Here is an 18,945-nt window from a genome sequence, read left to right on the forward strand (position 1 = left end):
TCGACCCGCGCCCCTTCGGCGCCGAGACGCCGCGCCAGATCATCGCCCCCGCCAAGCGCGCCGAACCCTCGCGCAGCGCGCGGGCCGAGGCCGAGCCCGCCCTGCGGTTCGACGACAGCGGCAGCCCCGCCTATGAGCGGCCCCCCCTGGCGCTGCTGTCGGCGCCATCGGACAGCGACGTGGTGCCCGTGTCCCACGAGGCGCTGATGGAGAACGCCCGCATGCTGGAGGCGGTGCTGGACGATTACGGCGTCAAGGGCCAGATCACCGAGGTCCGCCCCGGCCCGGTCGTGACGCTGTACGAGCTGGAACCCGCGCCGGGCCTGAAGGCCAGCCGCGTGATCGGGCTGTCCGACGACATCGCCCGGTCGATGTCGGCCCTGTCCGCGCGCGTCAGCACCGTTCCCGGCCGCACCGTGATCGGGATCGAACTGCCCAACGCCAAGCGCGAAAAGGTGCTGCTGCGCGAGATCTTCGCCTCGCGCGCCTTCGGCGACGGCACGCAGCCGCTGCCACTGGCGCTTGGCAAGGACATCGGCGGCGATCCCGTCGTGGCGAACCTGGCCAAGATGCCCCACCTGCTGATCGCGGGCACCACCGGGTCGGGCAAGTCGGTCGCGATCAACACCATGATCCTGAGCCTGCTCTACAAGCTGACGCCGGACGAATGCCGGCTGATCATGATCGACCCCAAGATGCTGGAACTGTCCGTCTATGACGGCATCCCGCACCTGCTGTCCCCGGTCGTCACCGACCCCAAGAAGGCCGTCGTGGCGCTGAAATGGGTCGTGGGCGAGATGGAGGACCGCTATCGCAAGATGTCCAAGATGGGCGTGCGCAACATCGAGGGCTATAACGGCCGCGTCACCGAGGCCCTGAAGAAGGGCGAGATGTTCAAGCGCACTGTCCAGACGGGCTTTGACGAGGATACCGGCGACGCGATCTGGGAGACCGAGGAGTTCCAGCCCGAGACCTTCCCCTATATCGTCGTGGTCGTCGACGAGATGGCCGACCTGATGATGGTCGCCGGCAAGGAGATCGAGGCCTGCATCCAGCGCCTGGCGCAGATGGCCCGCGCCTCGGGGATCCACCTGATCATGGCGACGCAGCGTCCCTCGGTCGATGTCATCACCGGCACGATCAAGGCGAACTTCCCCACGCGGGTCAGCTTTCAGGTCACCTCGAAGATCGACAGCCGCACCATCCTGGGCGAGCAGGGGGCAGAGCAGCTGCTGGGCCAGGGCGACATGCTGTACATGGGCAACGGCGCGCGCGTCACCCGCATCCACGGTCCCTTCGTCAGCGACGAGGAGGTCGAGGAGATCGTGACCCACCTGAAATCCTTTGGGCCGCCCAGCTACAAGTCGGGCGTGGTCGAGGGCCCCGAGGACGACAAGGCCGACGACATCGACGCGGTGCTGGGCCTGGGCGGCGACGGATCGGACGATGCGCTGTATGATCAGGCCGTGATGATCGTGGCCAAGGACCGCAAATGCTCCACCAGCTATATCCAGCGCAAGCTGGCCATCGGCTACAACAAGGCCGCGCGCCTGGTCGAGCAGATGGAGGAGCAGGGCGTGGTCAGCAGCGCCAACCATGTCGGCAAGCGCGAGGTGCTGGTCCCCGAGGTCTGATGACCGCGGTAGGGACCGGCCAGAACGGGATGTGGCCATGACGATCTGGCAGTTGCACATGCTGAACGCCCGCAGCGCCCTGACGCCCGTCATGGCCGAGATCCGCGCCCATGCGCGCGAGATGGTGGCGATGGCCGAGGCGCATCTGGACCTGCCCCGGTTCGACCTTGTGGTGCGGGCGGGCGACGGGGTGATCCCCGAATGGGGCATCGCGGGCCACGCCCCGGCCCCCGGCATCATCGAGATCACGCTGGACCCCGACCGGGTCGAGCCCGAGCATTTCCGTCGCACCCTGATCCACGCACTGCATCGCCTGACGCGGTGGGATGGGCCGGGATACGGTCGGTCCCTGGGCGAGGCGCTGGTCAGCGAGGGGCTGGCGGGACATTTCGTCCAGCAGGTTCTGGGCGGGCCGCCAGACCCCTGGGATCAGACGCGGCCGGGGCTGGGCACGCTGAAGCAGGCCGCGGGGCTGTGGGCGCGCCGTGACTATGATCACGGCGAGTGGTTCCTGGGGCGTGGGCGGATGCGCAAATGGACTGGCTATGGCATCGGGCACCGCCTGGTGGCCGAGCACCTGGCGCAGGTCGAGGGGCAGGATGCGGCATCGCTGGTCTGGCAGCCCGCGGAGGAGTTCCGCGCGGCGCTGCGGCGCCTGATGGCCGCCGAGGGGATCGAGGACGCCTTCGACCCCGAAGACATCGTCCGCGACGATGCCGCCGCTGCTGAGCCGGAAGCAGCCATCGAAGATGCGCCGGTCAGCGACGATCCGGGTGACGCTGACCCGGTGGAACAGCCTGCGACGGACAGCACCACCGCAGCGGTGGCGGATGACGAAAGCGCGCAGATTGCGTCCCGCGACGCCGGGGGGCAGGCCCCCCGGACCCCCCAGGACGGCTGAGGGCCGCACCGGCGTCGGCAGGGGGTCAGCGGCGCGGGATCAGGGCAAAGATCAGCCCCAGCACCAGGCCCGCCACGCCCCCGCCCAGATGGGCCTGCCAGGCGATCGACGGCATCAGCAGCGTCAGCGCCACATTCAGCCCCAAGATCAGCGCCACGGCGCGCACCAGCGGGCTCATCGGGCGGTGACGGCGGCGCAGGGTGATCGCTGCATAGCCGACCAGCGCCCCCGCCAGCCCGAAGACCGCGCCCGAGGCGCCGACCATCGGCCCGGCATCGGGCTCCATCCAGGCGAAGACCATGCCGGCGGCGATCTGGCTGAGCAGATAAGTCAGCGCCATGCGGGCCGATCCGATCATGCGCACCAGCTCTCGGCCGACGGCGGCCAGGGAGATCATGTTCATCACCAGATGCAGCGGTCCGGAATGCAGCAGGCCGTAGGTCAGGAACATCGCGACCCCCTGACCCGGATAGAGTCCGACCCCGTCGCCCACCAGCGGCGCCCAGAAGCCGCCCAGCATCACCGAGGCCGTTCGCACGCTGCCCAGGCCCAGCATGGGCGCGGCAAAGCAGAACGCCTCGATCATGCAGCAGGCGATGATGACGGTCCGCAGCCACAGGGGCAGGGCGGCGGGTTCGGGCCGGCGCGCGGCCGCCACCCGCGGGATCGCCACGGGGCGGTCCATGTCGGTCACGCCCCTGCGCGCGGGTCAGTCATCGGCGCGGATCTGGCGGGCCTCGTCGATCAGCATGATCGGGATGCCCGAACGGATCGGAAAGGCCAGCCCCGCCGTGCGGGACACCAGCTCCTGCGCCTGGGCGTCGTAGCTGAGCGTGGCATGGGTCACCGGGCAGACCAGCGCCTCCAGCATGTGGCGGTCGAAAAGGGGGGCATCGGTCATTGCAGGCGTTCCTCGTTCTCTCCGCCGTGCAGGGCGAATTCGATCAGGCCGACCAGCAGCTCGCGACGGTCGGCCAAGGTGGGCGATTCCAGCAGTGCCTGCTTGTCGCCGGGGGTGAAGGGCAGCATCATCGACAGCGAATTGATCAACAGCTCGTCCTCCGCCTCGGCGGCGGCGTCCCAGTCCGTCGACAGCTCCTGCGTCTGCATGTAGCGGTCCAGCAGCGAAAACAGCGCCTTGCGGTCCAGCGTCGGATCCTGCTCCGGGCCGGACAGGTCGCGCCCGAACGAGGACCAGTCGACGCGGCCCTGCAGGTAGGGGGCAAAGCCCTCCTCGACCTCCTGCAGGCGAAACCGCGAGATCGCGCCAAGCGAGATCATCATCCGCCCGTCGCCGGTTTCCGAGAACGCCACGACCCGGCCCGCGCAGCCGATGGCGGACAGGCCGTCACCCTCGGGCTGGATCATCCCGATCAGGCGGTGATCGGTCTTCAGCGTGTCTTCCAGCAGCTGCAGATAACGCGGCTCGAACAGGTGCAGCGGCATGCGGGCCCGCGGCATCAGCACGGCCCCGGGCAGCGGGAACAGCGGGATGCGGTCGGGCAGGTCGAAACGCAGCGCCATCGGTCAGGCGAAGATCAGCGAGGACAGGCGGCGGCGGCCCTTCTGCCCGATGGGGTCGGTGGGCTTGAGGCTGTCGAAGATCGTGATCAGCTGCGCCTTGGCGGCGCCGTCGTTCCACTCGCGGTCGCGGCGGAAGCTGTCCAGAAGGATGTCGATGGCGGCCTCCAGCTGGCCGTCGGCATGCAGCGCCTGCGCGTATTCCAGCCGCGCCTGCTGATCGGCCGGATCGGCCTGGACACGGGCGGCCAGATCGTCCAACGGACCGGCGCTGGCGGCCTGCTGGGCCAGGGCCAGCTTGGCGCGCGCGGCCTCGACCGGGCCGGCATGGGCCAGGGGGCTTGGCACCTGCGTCAGGGTCGAGGCGGCGGCGGCATGGTCGCCCGCGGCCAGATGGGCACGGATCAGCCCGCCCCAGGCCTCGGGGCTGTCGGGCAGCTCTCCGATGATGGCGGTGAAGGTCTCGATGGCGTCGGCGGCCTCGTTGTCCTCGATCATCTGCTCGGCCGCGGCAAGGGCGTCGGCCAGGCCGCCGTCATCGCCCGACATCGCGGCCAGCTTGTCGACGAACTGCTTGACCTGGCTGGCGGGCACCGCGCCTTGGAAGGCATCGACCGGCTGGCCCTGGAAGAAGGCATAGACGGTCGGGATCGACTGCACGCGCAGCTGGCCCGCGATCGTCTGGTTCTCGTCCACGTTGATCTTGGCCATGCGCACGCGGCCCTTGTGGCGGGCGACCTCGGCCTCCAGCGCGGGGCCCAGCGTCTTGCAGGGGCCGCACCAGGGCGCCCAGAAATCGACGATGACGGGCACCTGCATCGACGCCTCGACCACCTCGGCCATGAAGGTGGCCTCGGTCACGTCCTTGATGAAGTCGTCGGTCTTGGGCGCTTGGGCCCCCTCGAAAAGCATGGTCATCCTGGCCCCGCATGGTTCGGTTGGCGTGTTCCCCGCAATATGGGGCGCTTGGCGGCTGAACGAAAGGGCCGGTTTGCGCGTTGCGATCACGCAGGCCTCACGGCCGTGTGAAGACATGAGGGACATGACCATGACAGAGACCCCCCCGACCCGGCCGGGCCTGCCGCCTTTGTGGCTGGCCGTGCTGCCCATCGTGCTGACGCTGGGCCTTCTGGCGCTGCAGCTGTTCTATTACGGCGATTTCACCCCGCACATCCCACTGATCCTGGGGCTGGCCATCACCGGCCTTCTGGGCGTCCTGCGCGGGCAGGGGTGGATGGACATCCGCGAGGGGGTGTTCCACGTCATCCACGTGTCCATGCCGTCGCTGTCGGTGCTGATCGTGGTGGGCATGATCATCGGGGTCTGGATCGCGTCGGGGACGGTGCCGACGCTGATCTATTACGGTCTGACATTGCTGAACCCGCAGATCTTCCTGGTCGCGGCGATGGTGCTGTGTGCGGTCGTGTCGCTGTCCCTGGGCACCAGTTGGGGAACCGTAGGCACCGTGGGCGTGGCGCTGATGGGCATCGGCGCGGGTTTCGGCATCCCGGCCTACTGGACGGCGGGGGCGGTCGTGTCGGGGGCGTTCTTCGGCGACAAGATCTCTCCGCTGTCGGACACGACGAACCTGGCGCCGGCGGTGACGGGGGTGAACATCTTCGATCACATCCGCAACATGCTGCCCACGACCGTGCCCGCGATGCTGATCGCGCTGGTCATCTATTTCATCGCGGGGACCTGGCTGATCTCTCCCGCCGAGACCAGCATGGCGCGCATCGACGCGATCACCGACACGCTGGCCGCGCAGTTCACGCTGGGCTGGGTGCCGATGATCCCGGCGCTGGTGGTGATCGTGCTGGCCGTCACGCGCCGCCCGCCGCTGCCGTCGCTGTTCGCGGGGGTGCTGCTGGGCGGGACCATCGCGATCTTTCTGCAGGGCGCGGGGTTGCACGACGTCTTCACCTATGCCCAGTCCGGTTACGCGATCGAGACGGGCGTGGCCGACATCGACAGCCTGCTGAACGCGGGCGGCATCCAGTCGATGATGTGGACCATCTCGCTGATGCTGATCGCGCTGGGATTCGGCGGCGCGCTGGAGCGGACCGGCTGCCTGGAGGCGATCATCAACGCCATCATCAGCCGCGTCAAAAGCTTTACCGCCGTGCAAAGCAGCGCCATTGCGACCGCCTTTGCCACCAACGTGGTGGCGGGCGATCCCTATATCTCGATCGCGCTGCCGGGGCGGATGTATGCGCCGCTGTACCGCGGCATGGGCTATTCCACGCTGAACCTGTCCCGCGCGGTCGAGGAGGGGGGCACCCTGATGTCCCCGCTGATCCCGTGGAACGCGGGCGGGGCCTTCGTCATCACCGCCCTGTCGCTGGGTGTGATGGACGGCAACCTGACGAACCTGCTGTACATCCCGCTGGCCTTCGCCTGCTGGACGGCGCCGCTGATCGGCATCCTCTACGCGGTCACCGGCTGGTTCTCGCCCCAGGCGACCGATGCCGAACGCCGCGAGTGGGACCGCCAGAACGAGGACGTCCTGGACCTGGGCGATCACGCCCTGGGCGAAAATGCCTAGAGGTCGAAGCTGGCCATGACGGGGACGTGGTCGCTGGGCCCCTCCCAGCCCCGCAGGGGGCGCAGGATGCGGCTGCCATGGGCTGCGCCTGCAATGTCGGCGGTGGCCCAGATATGGTCCAGCCGCCGGCCCTTGTCGGCGGCGTCCCAGTCCTTGGCGCGATAGCTCCACCAGCTGTAGAGCAGCCCCTGCGGGATGTCCTGCCGGGTGACGTCCACCCAACCGCCCGCATCCTGCGCGGCCAGCAGGTGCTCGACCTCCACCGGGGTATGGCTGACGATCTTCAGCAGCTGCTTGTGCGACCAGACGTCGTCCTCGCGCGGGGCGATGTTCAGGTCGCCCACCAGGATCGACCGGGTCGGGCGCTCGGCGTGGAACACGTCGCGCATCTCGGTCAGGAAATCCAGCTTCTGCCCGAATTTCAGGTTCTGCTCGCGGTCGGGGATGTCGCCGCCCGCGGGGACGTACATGTTGTGGATCACCACGCCGTTCTCCAGCCGGGCGGCCACGTGCCGGGCATGGCCCAGCTGCGCGTAATCGCGGTCGCCCGCATCCTCCAGCGGCAGGCGCGACAGGATCGCCACCCCGTTGTAACCCTTCTGCCCCCGCGCCACGATATGCGTGTATCCCAGGTCCGCGAACCGGGTCAGCGGGATCTTGTCCACCGGCGACTTGCATTCCTGCAGGCACAGCACGTCGGGCGCCTCCTCCTCCAGCAGGCGGGCGACCAGACCCTCGCGCAGGCGGACCGAGTTGATGTTCCAGGTGGCGATGGTGAACATGGGGCAGGCTCCTTTGGGCGCGGACCCTAGCGGCGCGACCCCGGCCTGTCGAGGCGCAGGCTTGCCATATGATCCCCGCGCGCTATGCAAGGGGCTGTTGGGACAAGGGGGGACGGCCATGAAACTGACCATCGACGAGGCGCTGACGCGCGGCGGCACGGGCCGGTTCCAGTGGCGCCTGCTGGGCATCTTCGGCCTGGTCTGGGCGGCGGACGCGATGCAGGTGATCGCGGTGGGTTTCGCCGCACCCTCGGTCGCCGCGACCTTCGGCCTGGAGCGGGTGACCGCGCTGCAGATCGGGACGGTGTTCTTCCTGGGCATGTTCGTCGGCGCCTTTGCCTTCGGCCGACTGGCCGACCGGATCGGGCGCAAATGGGTGCTGATCGGCACCGTCGCGATGGACGCCGTGTTCGGGCTGGCATCGGTGATGGCCGGCGATTTCACCTGGCTGCTGATCCTGCGGTTCCTGACCGGGGTCGCGGTGGGCGGCACGCTGCCCGTCGACTATGCGATGATGGCCGAATTCCTGCCGCCCAGGAACCGCGGCCGCTGGCTGGTCTGGCTGGAGGGGTTCTGGGCGGTGGGCACCATCGTCGTGGCCCTGACGGCCTGGGCCGCCGCCAGCATGGGGGCCGTCGCGCCGTGGCGCTGGATCTTCCTTGTCGCGGCGATGCCGGCGCTGATCGGGTTCTTCCTGCGGTTCTGGATTCCGGAATCGCCGATGTACCTGGTCCGCAAGGGCCGCCAGGTTGAGGCGCGCGCCGTCATCGACCGCGTGCTGGCCGTGAACGGCGCGATGCCGCTGCCCGCCAACGCGCATCTGCGTCCCGCGCCGGTGCCGTCGGGAGGTGCCGCGTCGATCATGGCGGCCCCGCTGCGGCGCGCGACCATCGGCGTGCTGGCGGTGTGGTTCTTGGTGTCGCTGTCCTATTACGGCGTCTTTGTCTGGGTGCCGGGACAGCTGGCGACCGAAGGCTTCGGCTTCGTGCGCGGATACGGCTTCCTGGTGATCCTGGCACTGGCGCAGGTGCCGGGATACGCGCTGGCGGCGTGGGGGGTCGAGGCGGTGGGCCGTCGCCCCACGCTGGCGGCCTTCCTGGTCCTGTCGGCCCTGGGCTGCGGCCTGTTCGCCCTGGCCAGCAGCCCCGCCCTGGTCGCCACCGCCCTGATCGTGATGAGCTTTGCGCTGTTGGGCACCTGGGGCGCGCTCTATGCTTTCACGCCGGAACTCTATCCCACGCATCTGCGCGGCACGGGCATGGGCACGGCCAGCGCGGTCGCCCGCCTGGGCGGCATCCTGGCGCCCAGCCTGCTGGCCGTCGTCTTTGCGCGCGGCTTTGGCCTGGCCATCGGCAGTTTCGCCGTGCTGCTGCTGCTGGCGGCGGCGGCCCTGCTGATGATCCGCATCGAGACCCGCGACCGCGCCATCGGGTGACGGGGAACAAGGCGGCCCCCCGCCCGTTGCCCCGTCACATCACCGAAAGGAGTTCACATGGGCCAGCTGGTCGACGGCGTCTGGAAGGACGAATGGTATGACACCGACAGCACCGGGGGAGAGTTCAAGCGCGACACGGCCAAGTTCCGCAACTGGGTGACCTCGGACGGGCAGGCGGGGCCGACGGGCGACGGCGGGTTCGCGGCCGAATCGGGACGCTATCACCTCTATGTCAGCCATGCCTGTCCCTGGGCGCATCGCACGATGATCTTCCGCGCGCTGAAGGGTCTGGAGGATCACATCGACATCTCGGTCGTCCACCCCGAGATGCTGAGCGAGGGATGGGAATTCCGCACCGATTTCGACGGCGCCACGGGCGACCGGCAGTTCGGCCTGGACTATCTGCGCCAGGTCTATCTGAAGGACACGCCCGACATGTCGGGACGCGTCACCGTCCCCGTCCTGTGGGACCGCCAGACCGGCCGGATCGTGTCGAACGAAAGCGCCGACATCATCCGCATGTTCAACAGCGCCTTTGACGGCGTGACCGGCAACACGGACGATTACTGGCCCCAACCCCTGCGCGCCCGCATCAAGGCGATCAACGACCGCGTCTATGACACCGTCAACAACGGCGTCTACAAGGCGGGCTTCGCCACCACCCAGGAGGCCTATGACAAGGCGGTCCATCCGCTGTTCGACAGCCTGGACGGGATCGAGGGGCTGCTGGCCGAACACCGCTATCTGACCGGCGACCGCATCACCGAGGCCGACTGGCGGCTGTTCACCACCATCGTCCGGTTCGATGCCGTCTATCACACGCATTTCAAGTGCAACCGCCGCCGCATCGTCGACTATCCGAACCTGTGGGGATGGGCACGCGAGTTGTACCAGTGGCCGGGCGTCGCCCGGACGATCCATCCGGATCATTTCATGCGGCACTACTACTACAGCCACGACATGATCAATCCGCACCGCATCGTGCCCATCGGTCCGGACGCGGACTGGACCGTGCCGCACGGGCGCTGACTGGACGGCCGCCCAAAAAAAGAAGCCCCGGCGCAGGGAACGCCGGGGCAGAACAGAGAGGGAGGGGTGTGGCCGCATCCGCCGACCACTGGGCTTCGGGGACAGAACGTCACATCAGGGCTTGGGTTCCCGGCAAAGTTGTCTGCGCAGAAACCCGCCGATGCCTCAGGCGACCAGGCGATAGCCGCCCGATTCCGTGACCAGCAGGCGCGCATTCGACGGATCCGGCTCGATCTTCTGGCGCAGGCGATAGATGTGCGTCTCCAGCGTGTGCGTGGTCACGCCCGCGTTGTATCCCCAGACCTCGTGCAGCAGCACGTCGCGGGCCACCACCCCGTCCTGCGCGCGGTACAGGAACTTGAGGATGTTGGTCTCCTTCTCGGTCAGGCGGATCTTGCGGTCCTTGGCGTCGATCAGCATCTTCATCGACGGCTTGAACGTGTACGGCCCAAGCTGGAAGATCGCGTCCTCGGACTGTTCATGCGTGCGCAGCTGGGCGCGCAGGCGGGCCAGCAGGACCGGGAACTTGAACGGCTTGGTGACATAGTCGTTGGCGCCCGCATCCAGGCCCAGGATCGTGTCGGCATCGGTGTCATGCCCGGTCAGCATCACGATGGGGCATTTGACGTTCAGCTTGCGCAGCTTCTTGCACAGCTCGCGCCCGTCGGTGTCGGGAAGGCCGACATCCAGGACCACCAGGTCAAAGATCGCGTTCTTGGTGGCTTCGACCGCCTCGGCGCCGCTGCCGGCCTCGGTCACGTCGAAATCGTCGGTCGCGACCAGCTGTTCGGCCAGGGCCTCGCGCAGGTCTTCCTCGTCATCGACAAGCAGGATCTTCTTCAGTCCGGCCATGGTTGCCTCCTTTGCGTCATTGCGCAATGAGTTGGGCGTCGCGGCCCGGACCGTCCAGCACCATGTGCGAATCCTCACATGGAGTTGTCGGATCGGTGCGTTATGTTTCAGACTGTTTCAAGAATGCGTGGCCCCATGAGCCTGATCCCGACCCTGCCCGAGACCATCGCCCGCGCCCGCGCCGACCTGCGCATGGGCCTGCCGGTGGCCTTGGGCGACCATCTGGCTGCCGCGGTAGAGACGCTGTCGCCCGCGCGTCTGGCCGATCTGCGCGCGCTTGGCCCCGCCGTCCTGGCCCTGACCGGACGGCGGGCCGAAACGCTCAAGGCGCGCGCCTATGACGGCGATCTGGCGCGGGTTGCGCTGCCCGTGGGGGCCGATCTGGCGTGGCTGCGGGCAGTGGCCGATCCCGCAGGCGACCTGATGACCCCGATGAAGGGGCCACTGACCACCCTGCGCGACGGCGATGCGGGACCCCATCGCGCGGCGCTGGCGCTGGCGAAATCGGCGCAGCTGCTGCCTGCCATGCTGATGGTCGCGGCCCCCGCGCCGCCGGGCCTGACGCGCCTGCCTCCGGGTCCGGTTCTTGCGCAGCTTGCAGCCGAGGCCGCGATGGCCCCGGTCGCGGCGGCGCGCCTGCCACTGTTGTCGGCGGAGCGGTCGCGGCTGCACATCTTCCGTCCCGATGACGGTGGAGAGGAGCATTACGCGATCGAGATCGGCGATCCGCCCCGCGATGCGCCCGTCCTGGCGCGGCTGCATTCGGCCTGTTTCACGGGCGACGTGCTGGGCAGCCTGAAATGCGATTGCGGGCCGCAGCTGAACGCCGCGCTGGCCGCGATGGGGCAGGCGGGGGCGGGGGTGCTGCTGTACCTGAACCAGGAGGGGCGGGGCATCGGGCTGGCCAACAAGATGCGCGCCTATGACCTGCAGAACCAGGGCTTTGACACGGTCGAAGCGAACCACCGCCTGGGATTCGAGGATGACGAGCGCGACTTCCGCATCGGCGCGGCGCTGCTGCGGCGGCTGGGTTTCGGCGCAGTGCGCCTGATGACCAACAACCCGCGCAAGGTGGCGATGATGCAGGCCCATGGCATCGCGGTCCCCGAACGGGTGCCGCTGGTCGTGCCGCGCAACCGTCACAACACCGGCTATCTGGATGTGAAGGCCGAAAAGTCGGGGCATCTGCTGTGACCGGCATGGTGCTGACCCCGCAGGGGCTGCGTTTTCTGGGCCGCGTCATTCCCTGCAGCATCGGCCGCGCCGGGATCACCCCCGCCAAGCGCGAGGGCGATCACGCCACCCCTTCGGGCCGCCATCGCATCACCGGGCTGTGGTACCGCCCGGACCGCTTGGCCCGCCCGGCGCCTTGGGCGCGGGTGATCGGGCCGGGCGATCTATGGTGTGACGATCCGGGCCATGCGGCCTATAACCAGCACGCCCGCGCGCCGCTTGCGGCCAGCCACGAACGGCTGCGCCGCGCCGACCCGCTGTACGACCTGATCCTGACGACGGACTGGAATGCGGATGCGGTTCCGGGGCGGGGATCCGCGATCTTCTTGCACCAGTGGCGCCGCCCTGGTTTCGGGACCGAAGGCTGCATCGCCTTTGCCCGCCGCGACCTGATGTGGATCGCGCGTCACGCGCCCCCGGGCACGCCGCTTTACGTGCCCTGAGCGTTCCGCGCCCCGAAGATCGCCGACCCCACGCGGACATGGGTCGCGCCATGGGCGATGGCAGTCTCGAAATCGGCGCTCATGCCCATCGACAGGCCGGGCAGGCCGTGGTCGCGCGCCAGGTCGCGCAGCAGGGTGAAATGCGGTGCCGGATCCTCGCCGTCGGGCGGGATGCACATCAGGCCCTCAGGCGACAGCGACAGCTCGGCGCACAACGCCAGGAAACCGGGCAGCTCATCCGCCAGGATGCCGGCCTTTTGCGGCTCGTCCCCGGTATTGACCTGCACGAACAGCTGCGGGCGACGGCCCTGTTCGGCCATCTGCGCGGCCAGCTTGCGGGCCAGCGTCACGCGGTCCAGCGTGTGGATCGCGTCGAACAGCTGCACGGCGGCCCGCGCCTTGTTCGATTGCAGCGGCCCGATCATGTGGACCGACACACCCGGATGCGCCGCGGTCCAGGCAGGCCACTTGGCCTGCGCCTCCTGGACGTAGTTCTCTCCGAAGACGGTGTGGCCCGCGGCCAGAACGCCCTCGACCCGTTCGGGTGGTTGCAGTTTGCTGACCGCGATCAGCGTGACGCTGCCCGGGGCGCGCCCTGCGGCAGATTCGGCCGCGCGGATGCGGCGGGTGATGTCGTCCAGTCCCATGATCCCACCTGACAAAAAGAAAAGAGCGGGCGCAAGGCCCGCTCTCTCCGTGTGACGTTTGATCGCGAAGGATCAGAAGTCGAAGCGAACGCCCATGTCGGCCGAAACACGCTCTTGATAGTCGCGCTGCAGCGAGGCACCCAGACGGGCGCCGCCCAGGTCGTAGTTTGCGCCGATGCCGAAGGACACGTCGGTTTCCTTCTGGGTCCAGTCGCCGTCGTTGTTGGCAACATAGGCTTCGATGTTGGTCAGACCGTCGGCCAGCGTATAGTCGCCGTACAGGGTGACCGTGTTGCCCAGATCGTCGATGACGTTGACAAAATCCGCGTTGCTGCTGTCTACGCCGCTGATGCTGCCAACGTCGCCGTTGGCGTAGTAGTTCAGGCCGACGCGGGCATTCTCCAGAACGGCATAGCGGGCGCCCACGAAGTACACGTCATGATCTTCCCAACCGGCTGCGTTCAGAGATGCACCGGCGGACAGTTCCAGCCGCTCGTTCCAGACATACTCAGCTGCCAAGCTGAACTCTTCTTTGGTGGGCACAGTGCCGTCAAGGGTATCTTCGAACAGGCCGCTCTGGTCCGGGTCGATGTACGAGGCGCGCAGAGTGACGTCGCCCAGCGCGTAACGCGCAGCGATGCCCAGGCGGTCATTGTTGCTGTAGGGCGAGGATTCATAGGCGAAGAATGCGCCCAGGAAGTTGCCACCGGTCGAACGGTCGAACGCGCCCAGCTCCGAAGCATAAACCAGTGCAGCAGAGTCCAGCGCAGTGTCGACGTTACCGACTTCGACCGTCAGGCCACTGGCGGTCACAAAGACCTTGCCTGCGTTGGTCGATGCGTCATTACCACGGCTGCTGTTGCCCTGGTCCCACTGCAGGCGGAAGCGTGCGCCGAAGTCGACGCCCTGGTCGGTCGAGGTCGATGCATCGATATTCATCCGCAGGCGCGAGATGACCTGGGTGTCGTTTCCGCCGACGGTGATGATACCATCTTCGTAATACTGCACGCCGGTACGGCCATAACCCGAGATGGTGACGTCTGCTGCGGCGATGCCGGCGGTCAGGACCAGCGCGGTCGAGGCGATAAGTGCCTTCTTCATGGTGTGTTCCCTCTTGTCTCTCTGTTGCCCAAGCCAGCTGTCCCGCCCTGGGTATGCAATTGGTTTCACTCTTTCGCGATTGTGATGCAACGGAATCAAGCGTCTGCTGTTTTCTTTGCCCATTTCCGTGATGCACTTGGGCCACACCTGCCCTGGACGGCCTGTCGGGACAGGCCCCGCCGGGGCGGCGCGGACAGGGTGTTCGCCTCAAGTCGCTTGTTTCGCAGCGCCGATCCGGGCTAATGCTGACCCCAAGAGAATGCACCACTGAACTGACCTCCGGGGGACTGGAATGACCTATGCACGCGCCACGCGCCTGATGATCGTCACGACGCTATGCGCGGGGCTGGCCGCCTGTGGCGGATCGGGTGGGAATGTTCAAACCGCGGGCGGTCCGATCGACAGCCCCGATATGGCGCCTGAAACCCGTTCGACCCGCATTCAGGACCTGTTGGTGCGTTCGGGCAACCCCGACCAGATGGTCGGTGTGAACAAGTACCTGTGGACTGCCAGTCTGGACGTGCTGAGCTTTCTGCCGGTGCAGACGATCGATCCGTTCACCGGCGTGATCCAGACCGGCTACGGTACGCCTCCGGGCGGGGGACGGTCCTATCGTGCGACGATCCAGATCAGCGACCCGGCGTTGGATGCGCGCAGCCTGCGCCTGGCGCTGCAGGGGCCGGGCGCCGCCGCGGTCGAGGCGGGCACCGTCCGCGCGGTCGAGGATGCCATCCTGACCCGCGCCCGCCAGCTGCGCATCCAGGACGGCCGCCTGTAAGGGCGCGTCCGCGCAGCGGGGCCCCGATCGCGGGGCATCCGGCGGTGTTTCGCGATGCCCGCGGGCGGTCGCATTCGACGGGCTCCGGTCGGCCGCATCTGGACCCGCACAGGCGGGGCGTATAGACCCTGCGGGCAACGAATGATGCCCGAGGTTCCCCATGCCCTATGATCCCGCGACAAGCGAAGCCCGTTGGCAGACGGCCTGGGCCGATGCCGACGCCTTTGCCGCCATCCGCGACGAGCGCCCGAAATACTATGTGCTGGAGATGTTCCCCTATCCGTCGGGGCGCATCCACATGGGCCATGTGCGCAACTATGCGATGGGCGACGTGGTCGCGCGGTTCAAGCGGGCGCAGGGGTTCAGCGTGCTGCACCCGATGGGCTGGGACGCCTTCGGCATGCCCGCGGAGAACGCCGCGATGGAGCAGGGCGGCCATCCGCGCGACTGGACCTATGCCAACATCGCGACGATGCGCGACCAGTTGAAACCCTTGGGCCTGTCCATCGACTGGAGCCGCGAATTCGCGACCTGCGACGATGCCTATGTGGCGCAGCAGCAGGCGGTGTTCCTGGACATGCTGGAGGCGGGCCTGATCACGCGCAAGTCGGCGCAGGTGAACTGGGACCCGGTCGACATGACCGTGCTGGCCAACGAGCAGGTGATCGACGGCAAGGGCTGGCGGTCGGGCGCCACGGTCGAGCGGCGCGAGCTGACGCAGTGGTTCTTCAAGATCAGCGATTACAGCGACGAGCTGCTGGAGGCGCTGGACGGGCTGAAGGGCTGGCCCGAGAAGGTGCGCCTGATGCAGGCCAACTGGATCGGCCGGTCGCGGGGCCTGCAGTTCCGCTTTGCCACGGTCGATGCGCCCGCGGGCCATGAGGCGATCGAGGTCTATACCACCCGGCCCGACACGCTGATGGGGGCGAGCTTCGTCGCGCTGTCGCCGGATCATCCGCTGGTCAAGGAGCTGGCCGCCAGCCGCCCCGAGATCGAGGCCTTCCGCGAGGAATGCAGGCGCATCGGCACCACCGAGGAGGCCATCGAGACCGCGCCCAAGCTGGGCTTCGACACCGGCCTGAGCGTCGCGCATCCGCTGGACGCGGGCTGGCGCCTGCCGATCTGGATCGCGAATTTCGTGCTGATGGATTACGGCACCGGCGCGATCTTCGGCAGCCCGGCCCATGACGAGCGCGACCACGAATTCGCCGTGAAATACGGCCTGCCGATCCGCGCGACCTTTGGCCAGCCGGGCATGGATCAGGCCGCGGCCGATGCGCTGGTGGCGGAGGCGCCCTTCGTGCCCGCCAAGACCGAGGTCGTGACCTATGTGCGCGGATTCGCGGGCGCGGCCGATCAGACCGGCGAGGCGGCGGTCGATGCCGCCATCGCCCATGCCGAGGCCGAGGGCTATGGCGAGGGCGTGACCAAGTTCCGCCTGCGCGACTGGGGCATCTCGCGCCAGCGCTATTGGGGCTGTCCGATCCCGGTCGTGCATTGCGGGACCTGCGGCACGGTGCCGGAGGCGAAAGCGAACCTGCCCGTGCTGCTGCCGCAGGACGTGACGTTCGACGTGCCGGGCAACCCGCTGGACCGCCACCCGACCTGGCGTCAGGCGACCTGCCCGAAATGCGGCGGCGCGGCGCGGCGTGAGACCGACACGATGGACACCTTCGTCGATTCGTCGTGGTATTACGCGCGCTTCACCTCGCCGGGGGCTGCGACGCCGACCGACCGGGCGGATGCGGAATACTGGATGAACGTCGACCAGTATATCGGCGGCGTCGAACACGCGATCCTGCACCTGCTCTATTCGCGCTTCTTTGCCCGCGCGATGGTCAGGACGGGCCATCTGCCCGAGACGGCACGAGAGCCGTTCGACGCGCTGTTCACGCAAGGCATGGTCACGCACGAGATCTATCGCACCACCGACGACCGGGGGCGCCCGGTCTATCACCTGCCCGAGGACGTGACCGACGGGCGTCTGGCCGACGGCACCGCGGTCGAGGTGATCCCGTCCGCGAAGATGTCGAAATCCAAGAAGAACGTCGTCGATCCGGTCAGCATCGTCGAAAGCTTTGGCGCGGATACCGCACGGTGGTTCATGCTGTCGGACAGCCCGCCCGAACGCGACGTCGAATGGACCGCCGCCGGAGCGGAGGCCGCGTTCAAGTTCCTGTCCCGCGTCTGGCGCCTGGCCGACGAGGTTCCCGAAGGGGGCGACGATGCCGACCTGACGCGCACGGCGCACCGCGCCATCGCGGATGTCACCAAGGCCATCGAGGGCTTTGCCTTCAACAAGGCGGTCGCGAAACTCTATGAACTGGCCAATGCTGTGGCGAAATCGCAGGCCGGGGGCGAGGCGCGCCGCGCGGCCCTGCGGATCATGGCCCAGCTGATGGCGCCGATGGTGCCGCACCTGGCCGAAGAGGTCTGGTCGAAATCGGGCGGGCAGGGCATGGTCGTCGATGCAGGCTGGCCAAAGGCGGACCCGGCCCTGCTGGAGGACGACAGCGTGACCCTTCCGATCCAGATCAACGGCAAGCGCCGGGCCGAGATCACCGTTCCCAAGACCATGCCCAAGTCCGAGATCGAGGCGCTGGTGCTGGCCGACGACACCGTGCTGCGGTTCCTGGACGGGGCGGCGGTCAAGAAGCTGATCGTGGTGCCGGGACGGATCGTCAATGTGGTCGCCTGATCGCCGCGCGGTCCTGCTGGGGCTGCTGGCCGTCTCGGGGCTGGCGGCCTGCGGGCTGTCGCCGGTCTATGGGCCGGGGGGCGGGGGCGGCAAGCTGTTCGGCAAGGTCCGCCCGCGCGACCCGGACACGCCGCTGGACTTCGTCTTCAACCGGCGCCTGGCCGAACGGTTGGGCCCCGAGGACGCGGCCATCTATGACCTGCATTACCGCATCAGCGCGGGCGTCGTCGCGCAGGCCATCACGCCCGATGAGGTCACGACCCGCTATTCGCTGAACGGCACCGCCGATTTCGCGCTGACCGGGCCGGGGGGTGCGGTGATCACCCAGGGACGCGTCAGCAGCTTCACGTCCTATTCCACCACCGGGACCACAATCTCGACCCTGGCGGCCGAGGGCGACGCGCGCGAGCGGCTGGCGCTGATGCTGGCCGATCAGGTCGTCATCCGCCTGCTGGCGGCCGCATCCGGCCTGCCGGACTGATCCATGCTGCTGAAGGGGGCCGAGATCGCGCGCTATCTGGCCCGCCCCGACCCCTCGCGGCCGGGGGTGCTGATCTATGGGCAGGACGCGATGCGCGTGGCGCTGAAGCGGGCCGAGGTCGTGCGCGCCCTGACCGGCGAGAAGGCCGACGAGGAGATGCGCCTGACCCGGATACCCGGCGCGGGCCTGAAGAAGGACCCCGCCCAGCTGATCGACGCGGTGCGCGAGGTGGGGTTCTTTCCCGGCCCCCGCGTGGTCGTGGTCGAGGACACGCCCGATCTGGCCACCGACGCGATCCGCGATGCGCTGACAGGCTGGCGGCAAGGGGATGCGGTGATCGTGGTCACGGCGGCCGGCCTGTCCAAGTCGTCATCCCTGCGGCGCCTGTTCGAGACGCATGGCCAGGCGGTGACGGCCCCCATCTATGACGATCCGCCCTCCGAGGACGAGATCGGCCGCTGGCTGGCGGATGCCGGCCTGCGCGAGGTGCCGCGGGACGCGATGCGTGAACTGGGTCTTCTGGCGCGGGCGCTGGACCCCGGTGATCTGCGCCAGACGGTCGAGAAGATCGGCCTGTACAAGTACCAGGACCCCGCCCCCCTGACGGTCGAGGAGATCGCCATGCTGGCGCCCGCCACGATCGAGGCCGACCTGGACGAGCTGATCCACACCGTCGCCGAACGCCGCGAGGCCGATTTCGGCCCGCTGATGCGGCGGATCGAACAGCAGGGGATCGCGCCCGTCACCCTGTGCATCGGCGCGCTGCGCCATTTCCGCACGCTGCACCTGGCCGCTGCCGACCCGGCGGGGCCGGGGGTGGCGCTGGCCCGCGCGCGCCCACCCGTCTTCGGCCCCCGCCGCGACC

19 protein-coding genes are annotated in these 18,945 nt (G+C 68.3%); 11 read left to right on the forward strand and 8 right to left on the reverse strand.

What is annotated here, in order from left to right:
- Together FHD68_RS11410 and FHD68_RS11415 are read left to right on the forward strand one after the other, a co-directional pair.
- The coding region (locus FHD68_RS11410) for a DNA translocase FtsK (RefSeq protein WP_280115170.1) at positions 1-1,634 on the forward strand (1,634 nt) is incomplete at its 5' end.
- 37 nt (positions 1,635-1,671) lie between these two features.
- Positions 1,672-2,535 (forward strand): DUF2268 domain-containing putative Zn-dependent protease, encoded by an 864-nt coding sequence (locus tag FHD68_RS11415; RefSeq protein ID WP_164871370.1) that lies wholly within the window; start codon positions 1,672-1,674, stop codon positions 2,533-2,535.
- Positions 2,536-2,560: 25 nt separating this feature from the next.
- Here FHD68_RS11415 and FHD68_RS11420 read toward each other — a convergent pair whose 3' ends face one another.
- Genes FHD68_RS11420 through trxA form a run of 4 tightly spaced genes read right to left on the reverse strand, consistent with a single transcriptional unit; the run spans position 2,561 to position 4,968 of the window.
- Positions 2,561-3,220 carry a rhomboid family intramembrane serine protease gene (locus FHD68_RS11420; RefSeq protein ID WP_127897433.1) on the reverse strand — a complete coding sequence of 220 codons (660 nt, stop codon included), beginning with the start codon at positions 3,218-3,220 and terminating at the stop codon, positions 2,561-2,563.
- A 24-nt stretch (positions 3,221-3,244) separates the two neighbouring features.
- Entirely contained in the window at positions 3,245-3,436 is a 192-nt protein-coding gene (locus FHD68_RS11425; protein ID WP_045983714.1) for a Trm112 family protein, read from the reverse strand.
- The gene (locus tag FHD68_RS11430) at positions 3,433-4,059 is read right to left on the reverse strand and encodes an LON peptidase substrate-binding domain-containing protein (RefSeq protein ID WP_045983713.1); all 627 of its coding nucleotides are present in this window, start codon (positions 4,057-4,059) and stop codon (positions 3,433-3,435) included. The genes FHD68_RS11425 and FHD68_RS11430 overlap by 4 nt, the downstream gene beginning before the upstream one ends.
- A 3-nt stretch (positions 4,060-4,062) precedes the next feature.
- Complete coding sequence (gene trxA, locus FHD68_RS11435) at positions 4,063-4,968, reverse strand: thioredoxin (protein WP_371706106.1); 906 nt, start codon at positions 4,966-4,968, stop codon at positions 4,063-4,065.
- Between the two features lie 136 nt (positions 4,969-5,104).
- Here trxA and nhaC point away from each other — a divergent pair, with 136 nt between their 5' ends.
- A complete protein-coding gene (nhaC, locus tag FHD68_RS11440; protein WP_127897431.1) occupies positions 5,105-6,601 on the forward strand; it encodes a Na+/H+ antiporter NhaC in 1,497 nt (498 codons plus the stop codon).
- On the opposite strand, the gene FHD68_RS11445 is transcribed toward nhaC, so the two are convergent.
- Complete coding sequence (locus FHD68_RS11445; protein WP_127897430.1) at positions 6,598-7,383, reverse strand: exodeoxyribonuclease III; 786 nt, start codon at positions 7,381-7,383, stop codon at positions 6,598-6,600. The two genes, nhaC and FHD68_RS11445, sit on opposite strands and share 4 nt — an antisense overlap.
- 118 nt (positions 7,384-7,501) lie before the next feature.
- Here FHD68_RS11445 and FHD68_RS11450 point away from each other — a divergent pair, with 118 nt between their 5' ends.
- Positions 7,502-8,818, forward strand: a complete 1,317-nt coding sequence (locus tag FHD68_RS11450; protein ID WP_127897429.1) for an MFS transporter — start codon at positions 7,502-7,504, stop codon at positions 8,816-8,818.
- 57 nt (positions 8,819-8,875) lie between these two features.
- Positions 8,876-9,847, forward strand: a complete 972-nt coding sequence (locus tag FHD68_RS11455) for a glutathione S-transferase family protein (protein ID WP_127897428.1) — start codon at positions 8,876-8,878, stop codon at positions 9,845-9,847.
- 165 nt (positions 9,848-10,012) lie between these two features.
- Here FHD68_RS11455 and FHD68_RS11460 read toward each other — a convergent pair whose 3' ends face one another.
- The gene (locus FHD68_RS11460) at positions 10,013-10,699 is read right to left on the reverse strand and encodes a response regulator transcription factor (RefSeq protein ID WP_127897427.1); all 687 of its coding nucleotides are present in this window, start codon (positions 10,697-10,699) and stop codon (positions 10,013-10,015) included.
- Between the two features lie 135 nt (positions 10,700-10,834).
- On the opposite strand from FHD68_RS11460, the gene ribA reads away from it, so the two are divergent.
- Positions 10,835-11,893: a GTP cyclohydrolase II gene (ribA, locus tag FHD68_RS11465; protein WP_127897426.1), complete on the forward strand. Its 1,059-nt coding sequence runs from the start codon at positions 10,835-10,837 to the stop codon at positions 11,891-11,893.
- A gap of 5 nt (positions 11,894-11,898) precedes the next feature.
- Positions 11,899-12,375: a L,D-transpeptidase family protein gene (locus tag FHD68_RS11470; RefSeq protein ID WP_127899241.1), complete on the forward strand. Its 477-nt coding sequence runs from the start codon at positions 11,899-11,901 to the stop codon at positions 12,373-12,375.
- Here the strand turns inward: FHD68_RS11470 and FHD68_RS11475 are convergent.
- Both FHD68_RS11475 and FHD68_RS11480 read right to left on the reverse strand, forming a co-directional pair.
- Positions 12,363-13,022, reverse strand: coding sequence for a YggS family pyridoxal phosphate-dependent enzyme (locus FHD68_RS11475; protein ID WP_127897425.1), 660 nt, complete (start codon positions 13,020-13,022; stop codon positions 12,363-12,365). The genes FHD68_RS11470 and FHD68_RS11475 overlap by 13 nt on opposite strands.
- Positions 13,023-13,094: 72 nt before the next feature.
- Positions 13,095-14,123 (reverse strand): porin, encoded by a 1,029-nt coding sequence (locus tag FHD68_RS11480; protein ID WP_164871369.1) that lies wholly within the window; start codon positions 14,121-14,123, stop codon positions 13,095-13,097.
- A 292-nt stretch (positions 14,124-14,415) separates the two neighbouring features.
- On the opposite strand from FHD68_RS11480, the gene FHD68_RS11485 reads away from it, so the two are divergent.
- From FHD68_RS11485 to FHD68_RS11500, 4 genes are all read left to right on the forward strand, one after another.
- Entirely contained in the window at positions 14,416-14,901 is a 486-nt protein-coding gene (locus FHD68_RS11485; RefSeq protein ID WP_139085731.1) for a DUF3576 domain-containing protein, read from the forward strand.
- 160 nt (positions 14,902-15,061) lie between these two features.
- Positions 15,062-17,599: a leucine--tRNA ligase gene (leuS, locus tag FHD68_RS11490; protein WP_127897422.1), complete on the forward strand. Its 2,538-nt coding sequence runs from the start codon at positions 15,062-15,064 to the stop codon at positions 17,597-17,599.
- Positions 17,586-18,080, forward strand: a complete 495-nt coding sequence (lptE, locus tag FHD68_RS11495; RefSeq protein ID WP_127897421.1) for an LPS assembly lipoprotein LptE — start codon at positions 17,586-17,588, stop codon at positions 18,078-18,080. The genes leuS and lptE overlap by 14 nt, the downstream gene beginning before the upstream one ends.
- Before the next feature lie 3 nt (positions 18,081-18,083).
- Positions 18,084-18,945 (forward strand): DNA polymerase III subunit delta (locus tag FHD68_RS11500; RefSeq protein WP_139085733.1); only part of this gene is annotated, 862 nt, incomplete at its 3' end.

The sequence above is a fragment of the Paracoccus marcusii genome (assembly GCF_006151785.1).
GTDB classification, from domain to species: domain Bacteria; phylum Pseudomonadota; class Alphaproteobacteria; order Rhodobacterales; family Rhodobacteraceae; genus Paracoccus; species Paracoccus marcusii.